We start from the raw sequence: 16,247 nt of genomic DNA on the forward strand, positions 1-16,247 counted from the left end.
AAGGCCGGTTCAGTCGGTGAAGATCGCGCTGTCCATGAGCTGCGGATCGCGGGGAATGAGCGGCATGAAGTCCATCCGCTCGAGGATGTCGCGGCGGATATCGACGCCGGGCGCGACTTCGCTCAGGACGAGCCCCTCGTTTTCGAGGTTGAAAACAGCCCGCTCCGTCACGAACACCGCCTTGTGGCCGCGCTTCAGCGCCTGTTTGCCGGAATAGGTGATCTGCTCGACCTTGCCGACAAGCTTTCGCACATGGCCGTGCTGTGCGATCGTCAGCTTGCCGTCGCCGAGCTGAAGCTTGCTGCCCTTGGTATCGAAGGTTCCGCAGAACACGACCTTCTTCGCGTTCTGGGCGATGTCCATGAAGCCGCCGGGCCCGACGGTCAGGCCGCCGAGCTTGGAGACGTTGACGTCGCCCGCCTCGTCGAGCTCGCCGAAGCCGAGGAAGGCGGTGTCGAGGCCGCCGCCGGCATAGAAGTCGAACTGCGAGGGGCCGTCGATCATGGCCGAGGCGCTGCGCGCGAAGCCGAAGAGCAGGCCCACGAGCAGCGAGCCGCCATAGGTGCCGTGCTCGATGGTCTGGTAATAGCGCCCGACCTCGCCGCGCTCGGCGACCATCTTGGCGACGCCCTCGCCGATGCCGACACCGAAATTGATGACGTCGCCCTCGGTCAATTCCTGGTAGGCGCGCCGGGCGATCAGCGAACGAATGTTGAGCGGCTCCGGCGGATCGAGCGGGGTGGGCCCGCGGCGCTCGCCGGAGATCAGCGGATCATAGGGCAAATCGTAGCTCATGCGCTGGTCGGGATCGACCACCACCGCGTCGACGATGGCGCCGGGAACCCGGACCGACCGCGCCGGCAGCGAGTTGACGTCGACGGCCGTGCGGACCTGCGCGATGACGATGCCACCGGAATTATGCGCCGCGAGGGCAGCCGCATAGACATCGACATTCGCCGCCTCCTGATCGAGGCTGATATTGCCGTCGGCATCGCCGAAGGAGCCGCGGATGATCGCGACATTGATCGGGAAGGACTTGTACCAGAGCAGCTCCTGCCCGCCGAGATTGACCACCTCGACCAGATCCTCCTTGGCGGAGGCGTTCATCTTGCCGCCCTGGTGGCGCGGATCGACGAATGTTCCCAGGCCGACATGCGTGAATAGCCCCGGCCGCTGCCCGCCGATCTCGCGATAGAGCTGCATCACGCAGCCGCTGGGCAGGACATAGGCCTCGATCTTCTCGTCGCGCGCCATCTCCTGCATCTTCGGCGACCAGACCCAGTGGCCGCCGATGACGCGCTTCACCAGCCCTTCATGGGCGAAGTGGTTCATCCCTTCCGTCTTCTTGTCGCCGATCCCGAGCGCATGAAGCACCGTGAGGTTGCGCGGATAGCCGGTCGAGAGAAAGCGGCGCGAGACCGCGCGGAAGGTATGCGTCGCCTCCATCAGGCCGCCGCCGCCGCCGACCAGCGCGACGGTGTCGCCATCCTTGATCAGCCCGACGGCCTGATCGGCGCTCATGAACTTGTTGCGGGCCATCAGTTGGCCTCCGCCTGGCCTGCGTCCGGCTTGCGCGGCACCATCAGCCGGTGCTCGCCCTCCTGCACCACCTCGCCATGCTGGTTGAGGAGCGCGATGGCGATGGTCAGGATGCCCATGTCGCTGCGGCTCTTCGGAATGCGCATATCGGCGACGCGGAACTTCACCTGCAAGGTGTCGCCGATCCGGATCGGCTTCTTGAAGTTCCAGCTCCAGCCGAGCGCGATGCCGTCATGGAAGAAGCCGGACTGCACCTTCATGCCGTCGGTCAACGACAACCCCATCAGCCCATGGGCGATGCGCCCACCGAACACCGTCGACTGGGCATAAACCTCGTCCATATGGATCGGCGAGAAGTCGCCGGCGACGCCGGCATAGGCCAGGACATGGCCCTCGGTGACGGTGACACGCGGCGTCAGGCGTTCGTCGCCGATCTGGATCTCTTCGTAGAACTTGCCCGGAAGCATGATGGGTCCCTTTGGAAAACGTCTGCGGCGATGGGCGCTGCCCGCGCGGCTTGCGATGCGTCAGTGCAGGAGCTGCCCGAGGAAGGCCTGCGTCCGGGGATTCTGCGGGTTCGCGAAGAAGGGCTCAGGCTTGCCCATCTCGACGATCTGTCCGGCATCCATGAAGATCACGCGGTCGGCGACCTTGCGGGCGAAGCCCATCTCATGGGTGACGCAGAGCATCGTCATGCCGTCCTCGGCGAGGCCGACCATGGTGTCGAGCACCTCCTTGACCATCTCGGGGTCAAGCGCCGAGGTCGGCTCGTCGAACAGCATGATCTTCGGCGTCATGCAGAGCGCGCGGGCAATCGCGACGCGCTGCTGCTGGCCGCCGGAAAGCTGCGCCGGATATTTCAGCGCCTGATCGGCGATCCGCACGCGGGTGAGAAAGCGCATCGCCAGCTCCTGCGCCTCCTTCTTCCGCGTGCCGCGCACCTTCATCGGCGCCAGCATGCAGTTCTCCATCACCGTCAGATGGGGAAAGAGGTTGAACTGCTGGAACACCATGCCGACTTCGGCGCGCACGGTGTCGATGTTCTTCTGCCCGGCGCCGAGATCGTATCCGTCGACGACGAGGCGTCCTTCCTGATAGCGCTCGAGGCTGTTGACGCAGCGGATCAGCGTCGATTTGCCGGAGCCCGACGGCCCGCAGATGACGATCCGCTCACCGCGCGCAACGGTCAGCGCGATGTCCTGCAGGACCTGGAAGGTGCCGAACCATTTCCGCAGGCCCGCGATCTCGATGATCGGGGCGTCGGCGGATGCGCTCGCGCGGCTTCGTTGATCGGGATTGACTGACATGGTCTTGCTCATTCCGGAGAGTGGCGGGCGGCGGGGAGGCCGCCCGCGCGCGGTCACTGCACCATCGAAACCGGGAGCGCGGCTTCGCCCTCGCCCGTCTTCGGCATCTCGGCGAGCTCACCACCGATCCACTTCTTGTAGAGCGCCGGCAACTCGCCGCTCGCCAGCTTGCGGGCGACGAAATCGCTGAGATAATCGGCCCATTCGCGCGAGCCGGGCCGCACCGCGAAGGCGTTATAGGCGCGCGCCACGATGAACTTCTGCTCGAACTTGCCGGGACCGGCCACCTGGGCGATGTTCGGAACCTGAGTCGCGGCGCCGCCGATCATGTCGACCTGTCCCGCGATCAGCGCCTGCACGGTCGCGGCGTCATCGTCGAAGCGCTGGATGGTGGCACCCGCCGGCGCCGCCTTGGTGATGGCGATGTCCTGCGGCGTGCCGCGCGGAACGCCGACCCGGACGCCCTTCAGGTCGTTCCAGCCTTTGATGTTGGCCGAGGCCTTGCCGATATAGATCGTGTCGTTGGTGGTGTAGGGCCGCGAGAACAGCACGACCTTCTGCCGGTCGGCGAAGATGCCCATCACCGCCGCCAGCACGTCGACCTGGCCGGTCAGCAGCGCGGCGACGCGGTTGCTCGACGTGACCGGCGTGACCTCGGCCTTCACGCCGAGATCCTTCGCCAGCATCTCGCCGAGCTCGATGTCGAAGCCCGTCAGCTTGCCGGAAGCATCACTGAAGCCCCAGGGCACCTGGGAGACCTGCGAGCCGATCTTGAGCACGCCGCCCTTCTTGATCGACTCCACCGTCTGCGCCGCAGCGGCTCCGGCCATCGCGGATGCGGCTGCCAGCACGATGGCCGAAGCCAGCGCCGTACGCCGGAACGTCTGAATCCAGTTCATGGGTGTTTCCTCCGGTTGATGTTGTTTTCAGGGGTCGTCAGGTCTTCACGGCGAAGCGCTTCTCGAGGCGCATGCTCAGGCGTGAAAGCGGGAAGCAGAGGACGAAGTAGACGATCGCCGCGCAGCCATAGGCGAGCAGCGGCTTGTAGGTCGCACTGGCGATGATCTGGGCGGCGCGGGACAATTCGACGAAGCCGATGATCGCGGCGAGCGAAGTGCCCTTGATGAGCTGCACCATGAAGCCGACGGTCGGCGCGACGGAGATCCGCATCGCCTGCGGCAGCACGACGTTGCGCATGCGGGAGGCATAGCTCAGGCCCAGAGCATAGGCGGCCTCGGTCTGCCCGCGCGGCACGGCCTGGATGCTGCCGCGCCAGATCTCTCCGAGAAAGGCGCTGGCATGCAGCGTGAAGCCGATGGCGACGGCGATCCAGGGGTTCACCTTGTAGCCGAGCACCGGCAACCCGTAGAACACGAGGAAGAGCTGCATCAGCAGCGGCGTGCCCTGGAAGAAGTCGATGTAGAAGCCGGCGCAGCGCTGCAGCCATGTCCGTTCCGAGGTCCGCATCAGCGCGACCGCGAGCCCGACGACACCGCCGCCGACGAAGGCGATCAGGGAGAGAAGGATCGTCGCCTGCACACCCGAGAGGATGGCAAGCGCTTCCGGCAGACCGAATTGCCTGATCATGGCGCCCTCACTTCACCGGATAGGAGAAATAGACGCGGTCGATCAGCTTGAACAAAGTCGCGAAGCCGAACGACATCGTCAGGTAGAGGATCGTCGCGACGATGTAGATCTCGAAGCTGCGGAAGGTCAGCGTATCGATCGACTGGGCGATCGAGGTCAGCTCCTCCGCCGAGATCGAGGAGACGATGCTGGTCGTCAGCAGCGTCAGCACGAACTGGCCGGACAGAGCCGGGAAGATGATCCGCAGCGCCGGCTTCAGGACGATGTGGCGGAAGATCTGCAGCGGCTTGAGGCCGAGCGCCGTGCCGGCCTCGTACTGGCCGCGCGCGATCGCGTCGATGCCGCCGCGGATGACCTCCGCCGAGAAGGCCCCGCAGTTGAGGCTCAGCGCCAGGATGGCGGCGCTCCAGGGCTGGAAGCTGATGCCGAGCGCCGGCAGGCCGAAGAAGATGAAGAAGACCTGCACCAGGAACGGCGTGTTCCGGATGATCTCGACATAGGTGCCGGCCGCGATCCGTGCCGTCGTGAACCGGCTTCGCTTGGCAAGCGCCGTCAGGATGCCGATCGTGAGCCCGGCCGAGATCGAGATCGCCGAGAGCAGGATCGTCAGCCAGCAGCCGCGCAGCAGCTGCTCCCAATAGGGAAGCAGGACCGAGAAATCGAACTGATACGTCAAGGTTTCCTCCAGGCGCCCCGGTCTTTCGCCGGGGTCGGTGTCTCAGGGGATGCGGAAGAACTCCCGGTAGAGGGGAATCTGCTCGTTCAGCATCGGAAGTCCGGGATGCGTTCGCAGGCCGCGCGCAGCAGCCTCGCGCAGCAGCCGCGTCTGCGCCGGCTTCATGATGATGTCGGCGACGATGGCTTCGGCGCACAGGCCATCCAGCGCGAAGGGCAGCGGATCATCCTCGCGCAAACCCTGCGGCGTGGCGTTCACCACCACGTCGCTCGCCGGATCGGGGGAGCTTGCGGCCCGCGCAAGACCCGGCCAGCGCTCGCCAAGACGGCCTGCGAGCGCTTCTGCCCGCGCCGGATCGATATCGACGACCGACACTGCCGATGCCCCCGCCTGCAGGACCGCGGCGGCGATCGCGACGCCCGCCCCTCCCGCGCCGACGAGGGTGAGGCGCTTGCCCGCGATGGCGTGGCCGGCGCCGAGAAGACCCCGCACAAAGCCCGCACCGTCGAAATTGTCGCCAGACCAACTGCCGTCTGCCTCGCGCCGCATCGCATTGACGGACCCCGCCAGCCGCGCGGCCTCGCTGAGCCGATCCGCGTGACGGCAGACCGCGAGCTTGTGCGGCACCGTGACGAGGAAGCCGTCGAGATTGCCGATCCGCTTCAGGCCTTCGACGACGGCAGCCAGATCGCCGGGCGACACCTCCACCGGAATCAGTGCGGCATCCACGCCCCGCTCGCGGAAGAGCCGGTTCATCATGGCCGGCGCCATGACCTGCGCCACCGGGTCGCCGAGCACGGCGAAGAGGCGCGTGCGACCGGTGATCGACTCCACGGCTGGAGCATCGCGCTTGTCGTTGACGAAGGAGGCTACCGCCACGGATCGGGCCCGTTCGATAAAGTGGAACTGGTTCCATAAATATCATAGTTCCACTGCGGTCAAGAGAAGTGACACTGCGTTCCAATTTGAATAAGCTTCCAATTGGAATGGAGGCGCCATGGATCGGGCGATCGCGATAATCGAGATGCTGTCGCGCCACGCCGGCGGCCTGCCGTTGATGGCGATCGCCGACGCATTGGCGATCCCCCGCAGTGCGACGCATAGGCTGCTCGCCGATCTCAAGGACGAAGGCTATGTCCGCCAGGAGTTCGAGGGCGGGGCCTATCGGCTGACGGCCAAGATCGTCGCGCTCGGCTTCAGCCACCTGGCTTCCGCCGGGGTGACCACCCGGATCCAGCCGCTTCTCGACCAACTCGCCGACAAGACCGGCGAGCTGGTGACGCTGGCCGTGATCCACGACGAGAAACTGATCCGCGTCGCGAAGGCGCAAGGTGCGCGGCGCGGGCTGCTCTACAACCCCGATGAAGGCGCCGAGGTCTATCTCGCCGCGACCTCGAACGGCCATGCCTGGTTGTCCTGCCTGGACGAGGACGAGGCGCTGCAATTGGCGGCCCGGCAGGGCCTGAAGCGCGAGGGATACGGCCCCAACGCGCCGCGGACGATGCGCGAGCTGCTGGGCTTCGTCGAGACCGCGCGGGAACTGGGCTACGCCAAGATCTTCGAAACCTACGAGCCAGGAACCGCGGCCATCGCCGTCGCGGCTTTCAGCGAGCGCTCGAAACGCCCGATCGGCACGATCAGCGTTGCCGGCCCCGTCATCCGCATGACGAGCGAAGCGATGGATCGCATCCTGCCGCCGCTGCGCGAAACGGCGGAGGCGATCGCCAAGGCCAGCGAGGAACTGCCCTTGTTCCCCGGGACGGCGCACTGACATGTCCAGTCGAATCCGGGCTCTCGGCATGCTTGAAACATTGGCGCAGTATCCGAACGGCCTTGCCCCGCGCGAACTGGCGCAACTGCTGAAGATTCCACAGGCCGCAGCCGAGCGGACGGTTCAGGGGCTCGTCGAAGGCGGCTTCGTCTTCCGCTCGCCCGATGGCGCGGTGCGCCTCAGCGTCAAGCTCGCGGCGCTGGGGCTCGCCTATCTCGGAACCAGCGGCATCACCGACCTCGTCCAGCCCATTCTCGACGACCTCGCCAAGCGAACGGGGGAATTGGTGAGGCTCGCGGTCGTCGAAAGCGACCATCTGACCTGGGTCGCCAAATCCCAGAGCGCGCAAAGCGGACTGTTCTACGTCCCCCATACCGAGACCGAAGTCTATCTTGCCGCCACCGCGAACGGGCAGGCCTGGCTCGCGAGCCTCGACGATGCGCAGCTGCGGATGGTGGTCGAAAGACAAGGCTTGCATCGACCGGATCTGGGGCCCAACGCGCCGCGCACGATCGATCAGCTGCTCGAGCAGATCGAGCAGACGCGCAGGCTCGGCTACGCCTGCGTGACCGAGGCCTACGAGGTCGGCACATCAGCCATGGCCACCGCGATCCGCAAGCGCGGCGTCGGGCATCCGGTCGGAACGATCAGCGTAGCAGGCCCGACGATCCGGATGACCCGGGAACGGATGGCCGAGATCGCCCCCTGGCTGCAGGCGAGCGCCAACGAACTCGGAGCGGCAGCGGCTTCATCACCCTTGTTCAGTCTTCATTAGCTGACGCTGATCGGGCCACGCTCATAGTCGGCCGATCGCCGGCGTCCTCCTCGACGGGTCAGCCTTGATCCTGCGCGCTGGCCGTGCCCGGCCCTCGCGCCAAGGGCGGCTTCGGCGCCGGTTGCACGCGGGCTTTTCCCTTCAGCAGCTCCCAGCTGTTCTGCTGGCTGACGCTGCGCTTGAGATAGGCGATGGCCGCCGCCGCTTCCGCCGGGCTCTGGTCCTGGCGAGCGAGCGTCTCCGCCTCGCCGAAGCGGCCCTGCAGCCCGAGGACGAGGACCAGATTCTGGCGGACGCGCACATCGGCCGCGGGCGTAGCCGCCGCCTCGCGCAGGACGCGCTCCGCCTCCGGCAGATTCCGCGACAGCGCCAGCGAGAGGCCGAGATTGGACATCACCGTCGGCTCGTTCGGCACGAGCTTCAAGGCGGTCTGGTAGAGCTGCTGCGCCCGGTCGTGCTCGCCGAGCTGGTCGGCGACGGTGCCCTGGGCCGAGAGAATGCGCCAATCCGGCCGCTCCGGCGAATGCGCGCGGGAGAGCACCTCGTCGGCCTCGCGCAGCCGGCCATTGTCGGCGAGCGAACGGCCATAGGCCCCGAGCAGTTCGCGATCGTCCTGATGCACGAGCACCGCGTTCTGGAGAACGGCGAGAGCCTGGGCATGTTGTTCGGAGGCGCGCAAGGCACGGGCATAGTAGAAGGCCGCGTCACGGTCCTTCGGATTGGCGTCGTAGCGCCTGGCCCAGCTATCGCGCTCGGCCTGCCAGTCGGAGGCCGTGCGCGGCTGCGCCGGCTGGCTGCGGCCGATCGAGCCGGTGATGTCGCCGGGGCCGCCGCGGCTCTGGCAGCCGGCGAGCGCCAGCGCCACAAGGCCAACGGCGAAACCGAGACCGGCACGCCGGCGACGCGGGAACGGAGGGCGGGAAGCGGGCTGTGTTTGCGACATGGGCCGGATAGCCTCGCGGACTTACGTCCTGATGGGTTCGTCTGGTCGCTCCGGTGATAAAGCGTTAACCCTAATGCATTGTTAACCAGCCGCTCCCGCCGCTCCGAAACCGGTTCCCGCCCGTGCACAGCCTCCTGACCTCCGCCGCCGCCGCCGCGATCCCCGTTCATGCCGTTTCCGCGCCGGGCTGGCCCGATCTTCAGGAACGCCTGACATCCGAGCAGGGGAGCTTCGCGCTGGCGCAGGGCTTCACGGCGCGGGCGGGGCAGCATTGCTTCCTGCCGGATGCCCAAGGGCGGCTCGCCGCCGTGCTGCTCGGCCTCGACAGGCCGGGCCGCAACCGCGATCCCTTCGCGCCCGCGCGGCTGGCGGCGCAATTGCCGGCGAGGGACTATGCGCTCGCGGGAGAGATCGACGATCCCGACCTGGCCACGCTCGGCTGGCTGCTGCAGGGCTACCGTTTCGACCGCTACCGCAAGCCGGTGCCGGCGAAGGCCCGGCTCGTCCTGCCCGCGGGCGTGGACGGGGCGGAGATCAGCCTGATCGCCGAATCGGCGATGCTGGCGCGTGACCTCGTCAACACGCCGGCGAACGACATGGGCCCCGACGAGATCGAGGCGGCGATCCAGGTGCTCGCGGCCGAATGCGGCGCGAGCGTCACCAGCATCGCCGGCGACGAGTTGATCGCCGAGAACCTGCCGATGATCCATGCGGTCGGCCGGGCCTCGCCACGGGCGCCGCGCCTCATCGATCTGGTCTGGGGCGATCCGGCCCATCCGAAGGTCACGCTCGTCGGCAAGGGCGTCGCCTTCGACACCGGAGGGCTCGACATCAAGCCCGCGGCCGCCATGCTGTTGATGAAGAAGGATATGGGCGGCGCGGCGGCCGCGATCGCCGCCGCCCGGATGATCATGCTGGCGAAGCTGCCGGTGCGCCTGCGATTGCTGGTGCCGGCGGTCGAAAACGCGATCTCCGGCGCGGCCTTTCGCCCCGGCGACATCCTGCCGAGCCGCAAGGGCCTCACCGTCGAGATCGGCAACACCGATGCGGAGGGGCGGCTGATCCTCGCCGATGCACTGGCGCTCGCCGACGAGGAGGCGCCGGAGCTGCTGATCGACTTTGCCACGCTGACCGGCGCGGCCCGCACGGCGCTGGGGCCGGAATTGCCGCCCTTCTACACGCATGACGAAGGGCTCGCCGCCGAGATCGCGCGGATCGGCCTCGCGGTGAACGATCCGGTCTGGCGACTGCCGCTCTGGGCTCCCTATGACCGCATGCTCGATTCCAAGATCGCCGATGTGAACCATGTTTCGAGCGGCGGCATGGCCGGCTCCATCACGGCGGCGCTCTTCCTCAACCGCTTCGTCGAACGCACGCAGTCCTACGCCCATTTCGACATCTATGGCTGGAACCCCACAACCAAACCCGGCCGCCCGGAAGGCGGCGAATGCCAGGCGGCGCGATTGAGCTATGCGCTGGCGAAGCAACTCTACCCGGCCGGTTAAGGCTGATCGGCGAAGCCGATTGCGCCTTTCCCCCTGCAGGATAATGATACGGGTCCGTAACGATCTGGAACCCCGTCCGCATGCCGTTGGAGATCAGGCCCTCGCAGGCACTCAGGCTCTGGCGGCAGGTGCATCTCGATCTGGTGCGAGACGAGCAGGCCGATCTCTCGGCCCGCCAGACCGCGATCCTGCTCACGGTCTATCTCGAATTGCCGCCACATACGGTCAGGGGACTGGCGAGGCAGCTCGGCGTGACCAAGCCGGTCATCACCCGCGCGCTCGACACGCTCGGCAAGCTCGGCCTGCTCACCCGCAAGCGCGACGAGGAGGACCGGCGCAATGTCGTGATCCAGCGCACCGTCGCAGGGGCGCTGGCCGTGGAGCGGCTGGGAGACCTCGTCACCGAGCATGCGAAGGAGATCGGGGCGGGTTGAGACCTCCTCCGCCCTGGATCGCTTCGGTGCCGGCGCTCCCCACAATGACGATCTCGTCCGACATGCTCTAGATTGCCGCCATGACCGTGATTCTCGACCGTCGCATCACCGCCTTCCGTCCCGATCTCGCCGCCAGCCATCTGCGCGGGCAGGTCAAGGCACCCGCCTTCGCCGAGCCGCAGCCGATGCGCGTGGTCGCAGCCTCCGCGCCGCTGCGGCGCGAACCGCGACCGGACGCCGCCCTCGATACCGAGGCGCTCGCGGGCGAGCTGGTGCAGGTCTATGAGCGTTATGAGGGCTGGGCCTGGGTTCAACTCGCAGGCGATGGCTATGTCGGCTATCTGCCGGATGATTGCCTGCGAGCCGATGCTCCGGCTCCGACGCATCGCGTCAGCGCGCTCAGGACCTTCGTCTATCCCGGCCCCTCGATCAAATTGCCGCCGCTCGCGGCGCTCTCGCTCAACGCCGCGGTCACGGTGGCCAGGGAAACAGGCGACTTCGCTGTCCTCAGCGATGGCGGCCATGTCTTCCTGAAGCATCTCGCCGCGCTCGACCGCTTCAAGCCCGATTACGCCGGGGTCGCCGAGCGCTTCCTCGGCGTGCCCTATCTCTGGGGCGGCAAGACCAGCCTCGGGCTCGACTGCTCCGGGCTGACGCAGATCGCCCTCGCGGCCGCCGGCATCGCCGCGCCGCGCGATTCCGACATGCAGGAAACCGGGCTCGGCACGGCCGTCGCCTTCGACGAGAGCCTGTCCGGGCTGAAGCGCGGCGACCTGGTCTTCTGGAAGGGCCATGTCGGCATGCTGACCGCTCCCGACACGCTGCTGCACGCCAATGGCCATACGATGGACGTGCATCGCGAGCCGCTGCGCGAGGCGCGCGACCGCATCCGCGACAAGAGCTTCGGCGCGATCACCAGCATCAAGCGGCTGGGATAGAGCAGGCTTCAGGCCAGCCCCTTCAGCCGATAGAGCGCTTCCAGCGCCTCGCGCGGGGTCATCTCGTCCGGCTCGATCCCGGCCAGTTCGTCGCGCAAGCCGTCGGGCTGATCTTCCGTGACCACGGCCGTCGGGCGCCGGAGCGGCGCGGCGAAGAGCGGGAGATCGTCGACCAGCGAAGCGACCGGCTTCTCGCGCTCGGTCTTCTCCAGCTCGCCGAGAATGGCGCGTGCACGCTCGACCACCGCCGGCGGCAGGCCGGCGAGCTTGGCGACCTGGATGCCGTAGGAACGATCGGCCGCGCCCGGCACGACCTCGTGCAGGAAGACGACCTCGCCCTTCCATTCGGTGACGCGCACGGTCGCGTTGGCGACGCGGTCGAGCCGGTCTCCCAATGCCGTCAGCTCGTGATAATGCGTCGCGAACAGGCTGCGGCAGCGATTGACCTCATGCAGATGCTCGATCGCCGCCCAGGCGATGGAGAGGCCGTCGAAGGTCGCGGTTCCCCGCCCGATCTCGTCGAGGATGACGAGCGCGCGCGGGCCGGCCTGATTCAGGATCGCGGCGGTCTCGACCATCTCGACCATGAAGGTCGAACGGCCACGCGCCAGATCGTCGGCGGCGCCGACGCGCGAGAACAGACGGTCGACGATGCCGATATGGGCTTTTGCCGCCGGCACGAAAGAGCCCATCTGCGCGAGAACCGCGATCAGCGCGTTCTGGCGCAGGAAGGTCGACTTACCGGCCATGTTCGGACCGGTGATCAGGCAGATGCGCCCGCCAGTCGCCTCGGTGCCGGGCGGTGACAATTCGGTATCGTTGGCGACGAAGGGCTTTCCATCGCGCTTCAGCGCGGCTTCGACGACCGGATGGCGGCCGCGCTCGATGGAGAAGGCCGCGCCCGCATCGACGATGGGTCGGCTCCAGCCCTCGCGGGCGGCGAGATCGGCCAGCGCCGCGACGACGTCGAGCGCCGCCAGCGCCAGCGCCGCCGCCTTGACCGGCTCGGCCTGGGCCAGCACCGCCTCGGTCAGCCGGGCGAAGATGGCGAGCTCGAGCTTCAGCGCCCGGTCGGCGGCGGAGGCGATCTTGGCCTCGAGCTCGCCGAGCTCGACCGAGGAGAAGCGCATCGCGTCCGACATGGTCTGGCGATGCACGAAGGTCGCGCGCCAGGGGTCCTTCAGGAACTCCTCGCCGATCGCCTGGGGCACCTCGACGAAATAGCCGAGCATGGCGTTGTGCTTGATGCGCAGGGTGCGGCAGCCGGTCTCGGTGGCGTAGCGCGCCTGGAGCTGGGCGATGACCTTGCGCGAATCGACCTGCAGCAGGCGCAATTCGTCCAGCGCCGCATCGTAGCCCTCGCGCACGAAGCGGCCGTCGCGGCGGTTGAGCGGCAGCTCCTCGGCAAGCGCCTCGGTCAGACGCAGGGGCAGGTCGGGGTCGGTCTCGCCGAGCGCCCGGATGGCGCGGGCGAGTTCGTCCGGCAGGTCGCCGCGGCGAAGGAGCAGGGCTGCGACGTCGCGCGCCGCGGTCAGGCCGGCCCCGAGCGCGGCCAGATCGCGCGGGCCGCCCCGGTCGAGCGAGAGGCGCGCCAGCGCGCGCGCCACATCCGGCACCTTTTCCAAAGCCCGCCGCAGATCCTCACGCAACGCGCCATCCGCGACCACCAGCTCCACGGCGTCATGGCGCGCGGCGATCGCGCCCTGCTCCGTCAGCGGCCCGGCGAGCCATTCGGCCAGCAGGCGGGCGCCGCCCGGCGTCACGGTGCGGTCGATCGCGGCGAGCAGGCTGCCCTGGCGCTCGCCGCTCAAAGTGCGGGTCAGCTCCAGATTGGCGCGGGTCGCCGCGTCGATCAGCATCGTCGCGGAACCCGAATCGCGCACCGGGGCGGAGAGCGGCGGGCGGGCACCGAGCTGGGTGCGCTCGACATAGGCCAAGGCCGCACCCGCCGCCGCGATCTCGGCGCGGCTGAAGCTGCCGAAGGCATCGAGCGTCGCGACGCCGAAGAATTCCTTGAGGCGGCGCTCGGCGGAAGCCGCATCGAGCCCGTCGCGGGCGAGCGGCGTCACCGGCACTGCGATCTCGCGCCAGAACTCCTTCAGCTCGGGATCGTCATGGATCGCATCGGGGCAGACGATCTCGCGCGGCTCCAGACGCGAGAACTCGATGGAAAGCCGTTCCTGCGGCGTCTCCATCACGGTGAAGCGGCCAGTCGAGATGTCGATGGCGGCGACGCCGTAGAGGGCGACGGCCTCGCCGGTCTTGCGGCGCGCCACGGCGACGAACAGGCTGGCACGACCGGGCTCGAGCAGGCGCTCCTCGGTGATGGTGCCGGGCGTGACGAGGCGCACGACATCGCGCTTCACCACCGATTTGTTGCCGCGCTTCCTGGCTTCGGCCGGATCCTCGGTCTGCTCGCAGACGGCGACGCGATGGCCGGCGGCGATCAGCCGCTGGAGATAGTCGTCGGCGCGGTCCACGGGGACGCCGCACATCGGGATGTCGTCGCCCTGGTGCTTGCCGCGCTTGGTCAGGACGATGCCGAGCGTGCGCGAGGCGATTTCCGCGTCCCGGAAGAACAATTCGTAGAAATCGCCCATCCGGTAGAACAGCAGGCAGTCCGGATTCGCGGCCTTGATCTCGACATACTGCGCCATCATCGGCGTGACGCGCTCGGGCGCAGCCTCGGCCGGGGCGGCGGAACGGGTGGCTTCGCGGGGAGGGCTGTGACGCATGGGCCGCGCAAGCTAGCAAAATGCGCGGCCAAGGCCATCCGTTAGGACGGCTTTCAACAATTGAAAGCAGGGTGGCTCCATCGTTTCCGGCGGAAGGCCGCCCGCTTGCTGATCAATCTCGTCCAGAGCCTGTTCTTCCTGCTGTTCGCCGGGCTGGTGCTGACAGTGATCGCTCCCTGGTTCGCCGGGCGGAGCTGGCTGCGCTCCTGCGTCGTCGGCCTGCTCTTCGCGGGCGGCGCGCTCGTCAGCATGGCCAACCCGGTCACGCTCCAGCCAGGGCTGGTGGTCGATTCGCGCAACACCTTCGCCATTCTGGCAGGCCCGATCGGCGGCCCATGGGCCTCGGTGCTGACCGCAGTGCCCCTCGTCATCGCGCGCTACCTGACGGGCGGCGTCGGCGTCACCACCGGCATCAGCGGCATCGTGATGCGCATGCTGATCGGCATCGCCTTCGCGATCTGGCTGGCACGGCGCAGGCGCCCGCTGATGGCGCGCGACCTGATCCTGCTATGTTCGCTCGATGCCGTCTGCCTGCTCGCCTCCGTGCCCCTCATCCCGGGCGAGGCGGGAGAGCGCTTCCTGCGCGAGGCCGTGCCGGCCATGATCCTGGTCAGCACGGTCGGCATCATCCTCACCGGCATCGTCGTCATCCACGACAATGATCGCCGCGAAACCGCCTATCGGCTGCGGACGCTGATCCGGCGCGCGCCCGGCACGCTCTACCAGTGCATCCTGAAGCCGGACGGCCGGCTGTTCTATCAGTTCGCCTCCTTTGCCATCGACAAGGCCCTCGGCATCACGCGAGAGGAGGTCGAACGCGATCCGGAGGTCTGGCTCAGCAAGATGTTCGCCGAGGACCGCGCCCGCTTCGACGGCCAGCGCCGCGAGGACATGACCGATGACGGGGTCTGGCGCTTCGAGGGGCGCTATCACGCCCCCGATGGCGGCACGGTCTGGCTGCGCAGCGAATCGACGCGCCGCCGACTCCCCGACGGAACCTATGTCTGGGACGGCATCCTGCTCGACGTCACCGCCGAGAAGACGCTGGTGACGCGCCGCGACGAGATCGAAGCGCTGCGCCGGACCGCGCTCGACGAGCTTGCCGGCGACCTCGAACGCACGGTCGGCAGGGCGCTGGGCGATGTCAGCGAGGCGATCCACGACATGCATCAGGCCGCCGGCCAGATGGTCGACAGCGCCAACAAGACCACCCACCGCGCCGACGGCGTGACGCAGGAGGCGGGCACGGCCTCCCTGCGCGTCGGCAGCGTGGCGCGGGCGGCCGAGGAGATCGAGGCCTCGATCCGCGAACTGACCCGCCAGACCGGCCATGCCGACGAGACGGTGCGCGCCGCCGCCAGCTATGTCCGCAGCACGCGCCGGGACGTGGCCGGCCTCGCGGAAGCCGCCGACAAGGTCCGCGCCGTGCTCGACTTCATCGAGGAGATCGCGGCCCGCACCAATCTGCTCGCGCTCAACGCCACGATCGAGGCGGCCCGTGCCGGAGCGGCCGGTCGCGGCTTCGCAGTGGTCGCAAGCGAGGTGAAGACGCTGGCCGAGCAGACGCAGAAGGCGACGCGCGACATCGCCGCGACGCTGGGCGAGATCCGCCACGCCGCCGCCACGACCTTCGAGGCCGTGGCCCATATCCAGGATACGATGACGACGATCGAGGAAACCTCCGGCGCCATCGCCAGCGTGGTCAATCGCCAGGCCGACATCGCGACCGGCATCGCGGCCGACGCCCAGGCCGTCGCCGCGAGCGCGAACACCGTCAGCGCCAATATCGGCGCCGTGGGAACCGAGGCGCGCGTCACGGGCGACGCCGCCATCCGGGTCGCCGCCGCCGCGCGCAAGGTCGACGAGCAGACCGAGGCGCTCGACCGCTATGTCGGCGAATTCGCGCGGCGCGTCCGCAGCAGGCTCTGACCCCTCCGCGATTTTATCCATTCCGGCATGGGTATTGTCGAACGGCGCTGCTTGTGGTGCGGCCGCGCGCTGCCCTATGGTCGCGGCCCCCGAGGAAACGCTCAAGAA

Annotated in this window: 15 protein-coding genes; 6 read left to right on the plus strand and 9 right to left on the minus strand. The window is 68.0% G+C overall.

From position 1 onward, the window contains the following. Positions 1 to 9: 9 nt before the first annotated feature. From IED13_RS06770 to IED13_RS06800, 7 genes are read right to left on the minus strand one after another with little or no spacing between them, the layout of a single operon-like run. Positions 10 to 1,539 carry an acyl CoA:acetate/3-ketoacid CoA transferase gene (locus IED13_RS06770; protein ID WP_191123752.1) on the minus strand — a complete coding sequence of 510 codons (1,530 nt, stop codon included), beginning with the start codon at positions 1,537 to 1,539 and terminating at the stop codon, positions 10 to 12. Then, positions 1,539 to 2,006 carry a MaoC family dehydratase gene (locus IED13_RS06775; protein WP_038364906.1) on the minus strand — a complete coding sequence of 156 codons (468 nt, stop codon included), beginning with the start codon at positions 2,004 to 2,006 and terminating at the stop codon, positions 1,539 to 1,541. Before IED13_RS06775 ends, IED13_RS06770 begins: the two co-directional genes overlap by 1 nt. Positions 2,007 to 2,066: 60 nt before the next feature. Next, complete coding sequence (locus tag IED13_RS06780; RefSeq protein WP_112762457.1) at positions 2,067 to 2,846, minus strand: amino acid ABC transporter ATP-binding protein; 780 nt, start codon at positions 2,844 to 2,846, stop codon at positions 2,067 to 2,069. Between the two features lie 53 nt (positions 2,847 to 2,899). Beyond that, positions 2,900 to 3,745: a transporter substrate-binding domain-containing protein gene (locus IED13_RS06785; protein ID WP_038364908.1), complete on the minus strand. Its 846-nt coding sequence runs from the start codon at positions 3,743 to 3,745 to the stop codon at positions 2,900 to 2,902. A 37-nt stretch (positions 3,746 to 3,782) separates the two neighbouring features. Then, positions 3,783 to 4,433: an amino acid ABC transporter permease gene (locus IED13_RS06790; protein WP_051988233.1), complete on the minus strand. Its 651-nt coding sequence runs from the start codon at positions 4,431 to 4,433 to the stop codon at positions 3,783 to 3,785. Positions 4,434 to 4,440: 7 nt separating this feature from the next. Further along, positions 4,441 to 5,109 (minus strand): amino acid ABC transporter permease, encoded by a 669-nt coding sequence (locus tag IED13_RS06795; RefSeq protein ID WP_038364910.1) that lies wholly within the window; start codon positions 5,107 to 5,109, stop codon positions 4,441 to 4,443. A 42-nt stretch (positions 5,110 to 5,151) separates the two neighbouring features. After that, positions 5,152 to 5,988: a shikimate dehydrogenase family protein gene (locus IED13_RS06800; RefSeq protein ID WP_318652228.1), complete on the minus strand. Its 837-nt coding sequence runs from the start codon at positions 5,986 to 5,988 to the stop codon at positions 5,152 to 5,154. A gap of 118 nt (positions 5,989 to 6,106) precedes the next feature. Between IED13_RS06800 and IED13_RS06805 the strand changes: the two genes are divergently transcribed. Further along, positions 6,107 to 6,880: an IclR family transcriptional regulator gene (locus IED13_RS06805; protein WP_038364913.1), complete on the plus strand. Its 774-nt coding sequence runs from the start codon at positions 6,107 to 6,109 to the stop codon at positions 6,878 to 6,880. 1 nt (position 6,881) lies between these two features. Next, the gene (locus IED13_RS06810) at positions 6,882 to 7,655 is read left to right on the plus strand and encodes an IclR family transcriptional regulator (RefSeq protein WP_038364916.1); all 774 of its coding nucleotides are present in this window, start codon (positions 6,882 to 6,884) and stop codon (positions 7,653 to 7,655) included. Between the two features lie 58 nt (positions 7,656 to 7,713). Here the strand turns inward: IED13_RS06810 and IED13_RS06815 are convergent, their stop codons facing one another. Beyond that, complete coding sequence (locus IED13_RS06815; protein ID WP_191123753.1) at positions 7,714 to 8,598, minus strand: tetratricopeptide repeat protein; 885 nt, start codon at positions 8,596 to 8,598, stop codon at positions 7,714 to 7,716. Positions 8,599 to 8,720: 122 nt separating this feature from the next. Between IED13_RS06815 and IED13_RS06820 the strand changes: the two genes are divergently transcribed. The 3 genes from IED13_RS06820 (at position 8,721) to IED13_RS06830 (ending at position 11,475) form a co-directional block, all read left to right on the plus strand. Next, positions 8,721 to 10,103 (plus strand): leucyl aminopeptidase family protein, encoded by a 1,383-nt coding sequence (locus IED13_RS06820; protein ID WP_260368379.1) that lies wholly within the window; start codon positions 8,721 to 8,723, stop codon positions 10,101 to 10,103. 80 nt (positions 10,104 to 10,183) lie between these two features. Beyond that, positions 10,184 to 10,537 carry a MarR family transcriptional regulator gene (locus IED13_RS06825; protein WP_191123754.1) on the plus strand — a complete coding sequence of 118 codons (354 nt, stop codon included), beginning with the start codon at positions 10,184 to 10,186 and terminating at the stop codon, positions 10,535 to 10,537. 80 nt (positions 10,538 to 10,617) lie between these two features. Next, positions 10,618 to 11,475, plus strand: coding sequence for a C40 family peptidase (locus tag IED13_RS06830; protein ID WP_191123755.1), 858 nt, complete (start codon positions 10,618 to 10,620; stop codon positions 11,473 to 11,475). 8 nt (positions 11,476 to 11,483) lie between these two features. Here the strand turns inward: IED13_RS06830 and mutS are convergent, their stop codons facing one another. After that, positions 11,484 to 14,210 carry a DNA mismatch repair protein MutS gene (gene mutS, locus IED13_RS06835; RefSeq protein WP_191123756.1) on the minus strand — a complete coding sequence of 909 codons (2,727 nt, stop codon included), beginning with the start codon at positions 14,208 to 14,210 and terminating at the stop codon, positions 11,484 to 11,486. A gap of 105 nt (positions 14,211 to 14,315) precedes the next feature. On the opposite strand from mutS, the gene IED13_RS06840 reads away from it, so the two are divergent. Continuing rightward, entirely contained in the window at positions 14,316 to 16,139 is a 1,824-nt protein-coding gene (locus IED13_RS06840) for a methyl-accepting chemotaxis protein (protein WP_191123757.1), read from the plus strand. The last annotated feature ends 108 nt before the right edge of the window (positions 16,140 to 16,247 follow it).

The organism is Allobosea spartocytisi (assembly GCF_014764685.1).
Taxonomy (GTDB): Bacteria; Pseudomonadota; Alphaproteobacteria; order Rhizobiales; family Beijerinckiaceae; genus Allobosea; species Allobosea spartocytisi.

What these genes read in the sequence shown, in the direction of transcription:
- mutS (WP_191123756.1), bottom strand. Translation starts at nt 14,210, where the DNA reads ATGCGTCACAGCCCTCCCCGCGAAGCCACCCGTTCCGCCGCCCCGGCC.
- IED13_RS06810 (WP_038364916.1), top strand. Translation starts at nt 6,882, where the DNA reads ATGTCCAGTCGAATCCGGGCTCTCGGCATGCTTGAAACATTGGCGCAG.
- IED13_RS06785 (WP_038364908.1), bottom strand. Translation starts at nt 3,745, where the DNA reads ATGAACTGGATTCAGACGTTCCGGCGTACGGCGCTGGCTTCGGCCATC.
- IED13_RS06815 (WP_191123753.1), bottom strand. Translation starts at nt 8,598, where the DNA reads ATGTCGCAAACACAGCCCGCTTCCCGCCCTCCGTTCCCGCGTCGCCGG.
- IED13_RS06775 (WP_038364906.1), bottom strand. Translation starts at nt 2,006, where the DNA reads ATGCTTCCGGGCAAGTTCTACGAAGAGATCCAGATCGGCGACGAACGC.
- IED13_RS06790 (WP_051988233.1), bottom strand. Translation starts at nt 4,433, where the DNA reads ATGATCAGGCAATTCGGTCTGCCGGAAGCGCTTGCCATCCTCTCGGGT.
- IED13_RS06805 (WP_038364913.1), top strand. Translation starts at nt 6,107, where the DNA reads ATGGATCGGGCGATCGCGATAATCGAGATGCTGTCGCGCCACGCCGGC.
- IED13_RS06770 (WP_191123752.1), bottom strand. Translation starts at nt 1,539, where the DNA reads ATGGCCCGCAACAAGTTCATGAGCGCCGATCAGGCCGTCGGGCTGATC.
- IED13_RS06830 (WP_191123755.1), top strand. Translation starts at nt 10,618, where the DNA reads ATGACCGTGATTCTCGACCGTCGCATCACCGCCTTCCGTCCCGATCTC.
- IED13_RS06825 (WP_191123754.1), top strand. Translation starts at nt 10,184, where the DNA reads ATGCCGTTGGAGATCAGGCCCTCGCAGGCACTCAGGCTCTGGCGGCAG.
- IED13_RS06780 (WP_112762457.1), bottom strand. Translation starts at nt 2,846, where the DNA reads ATGTCAGTCAATCCCGATCAACGAAGCCGCGCGAGCGCATCCGCCGAC.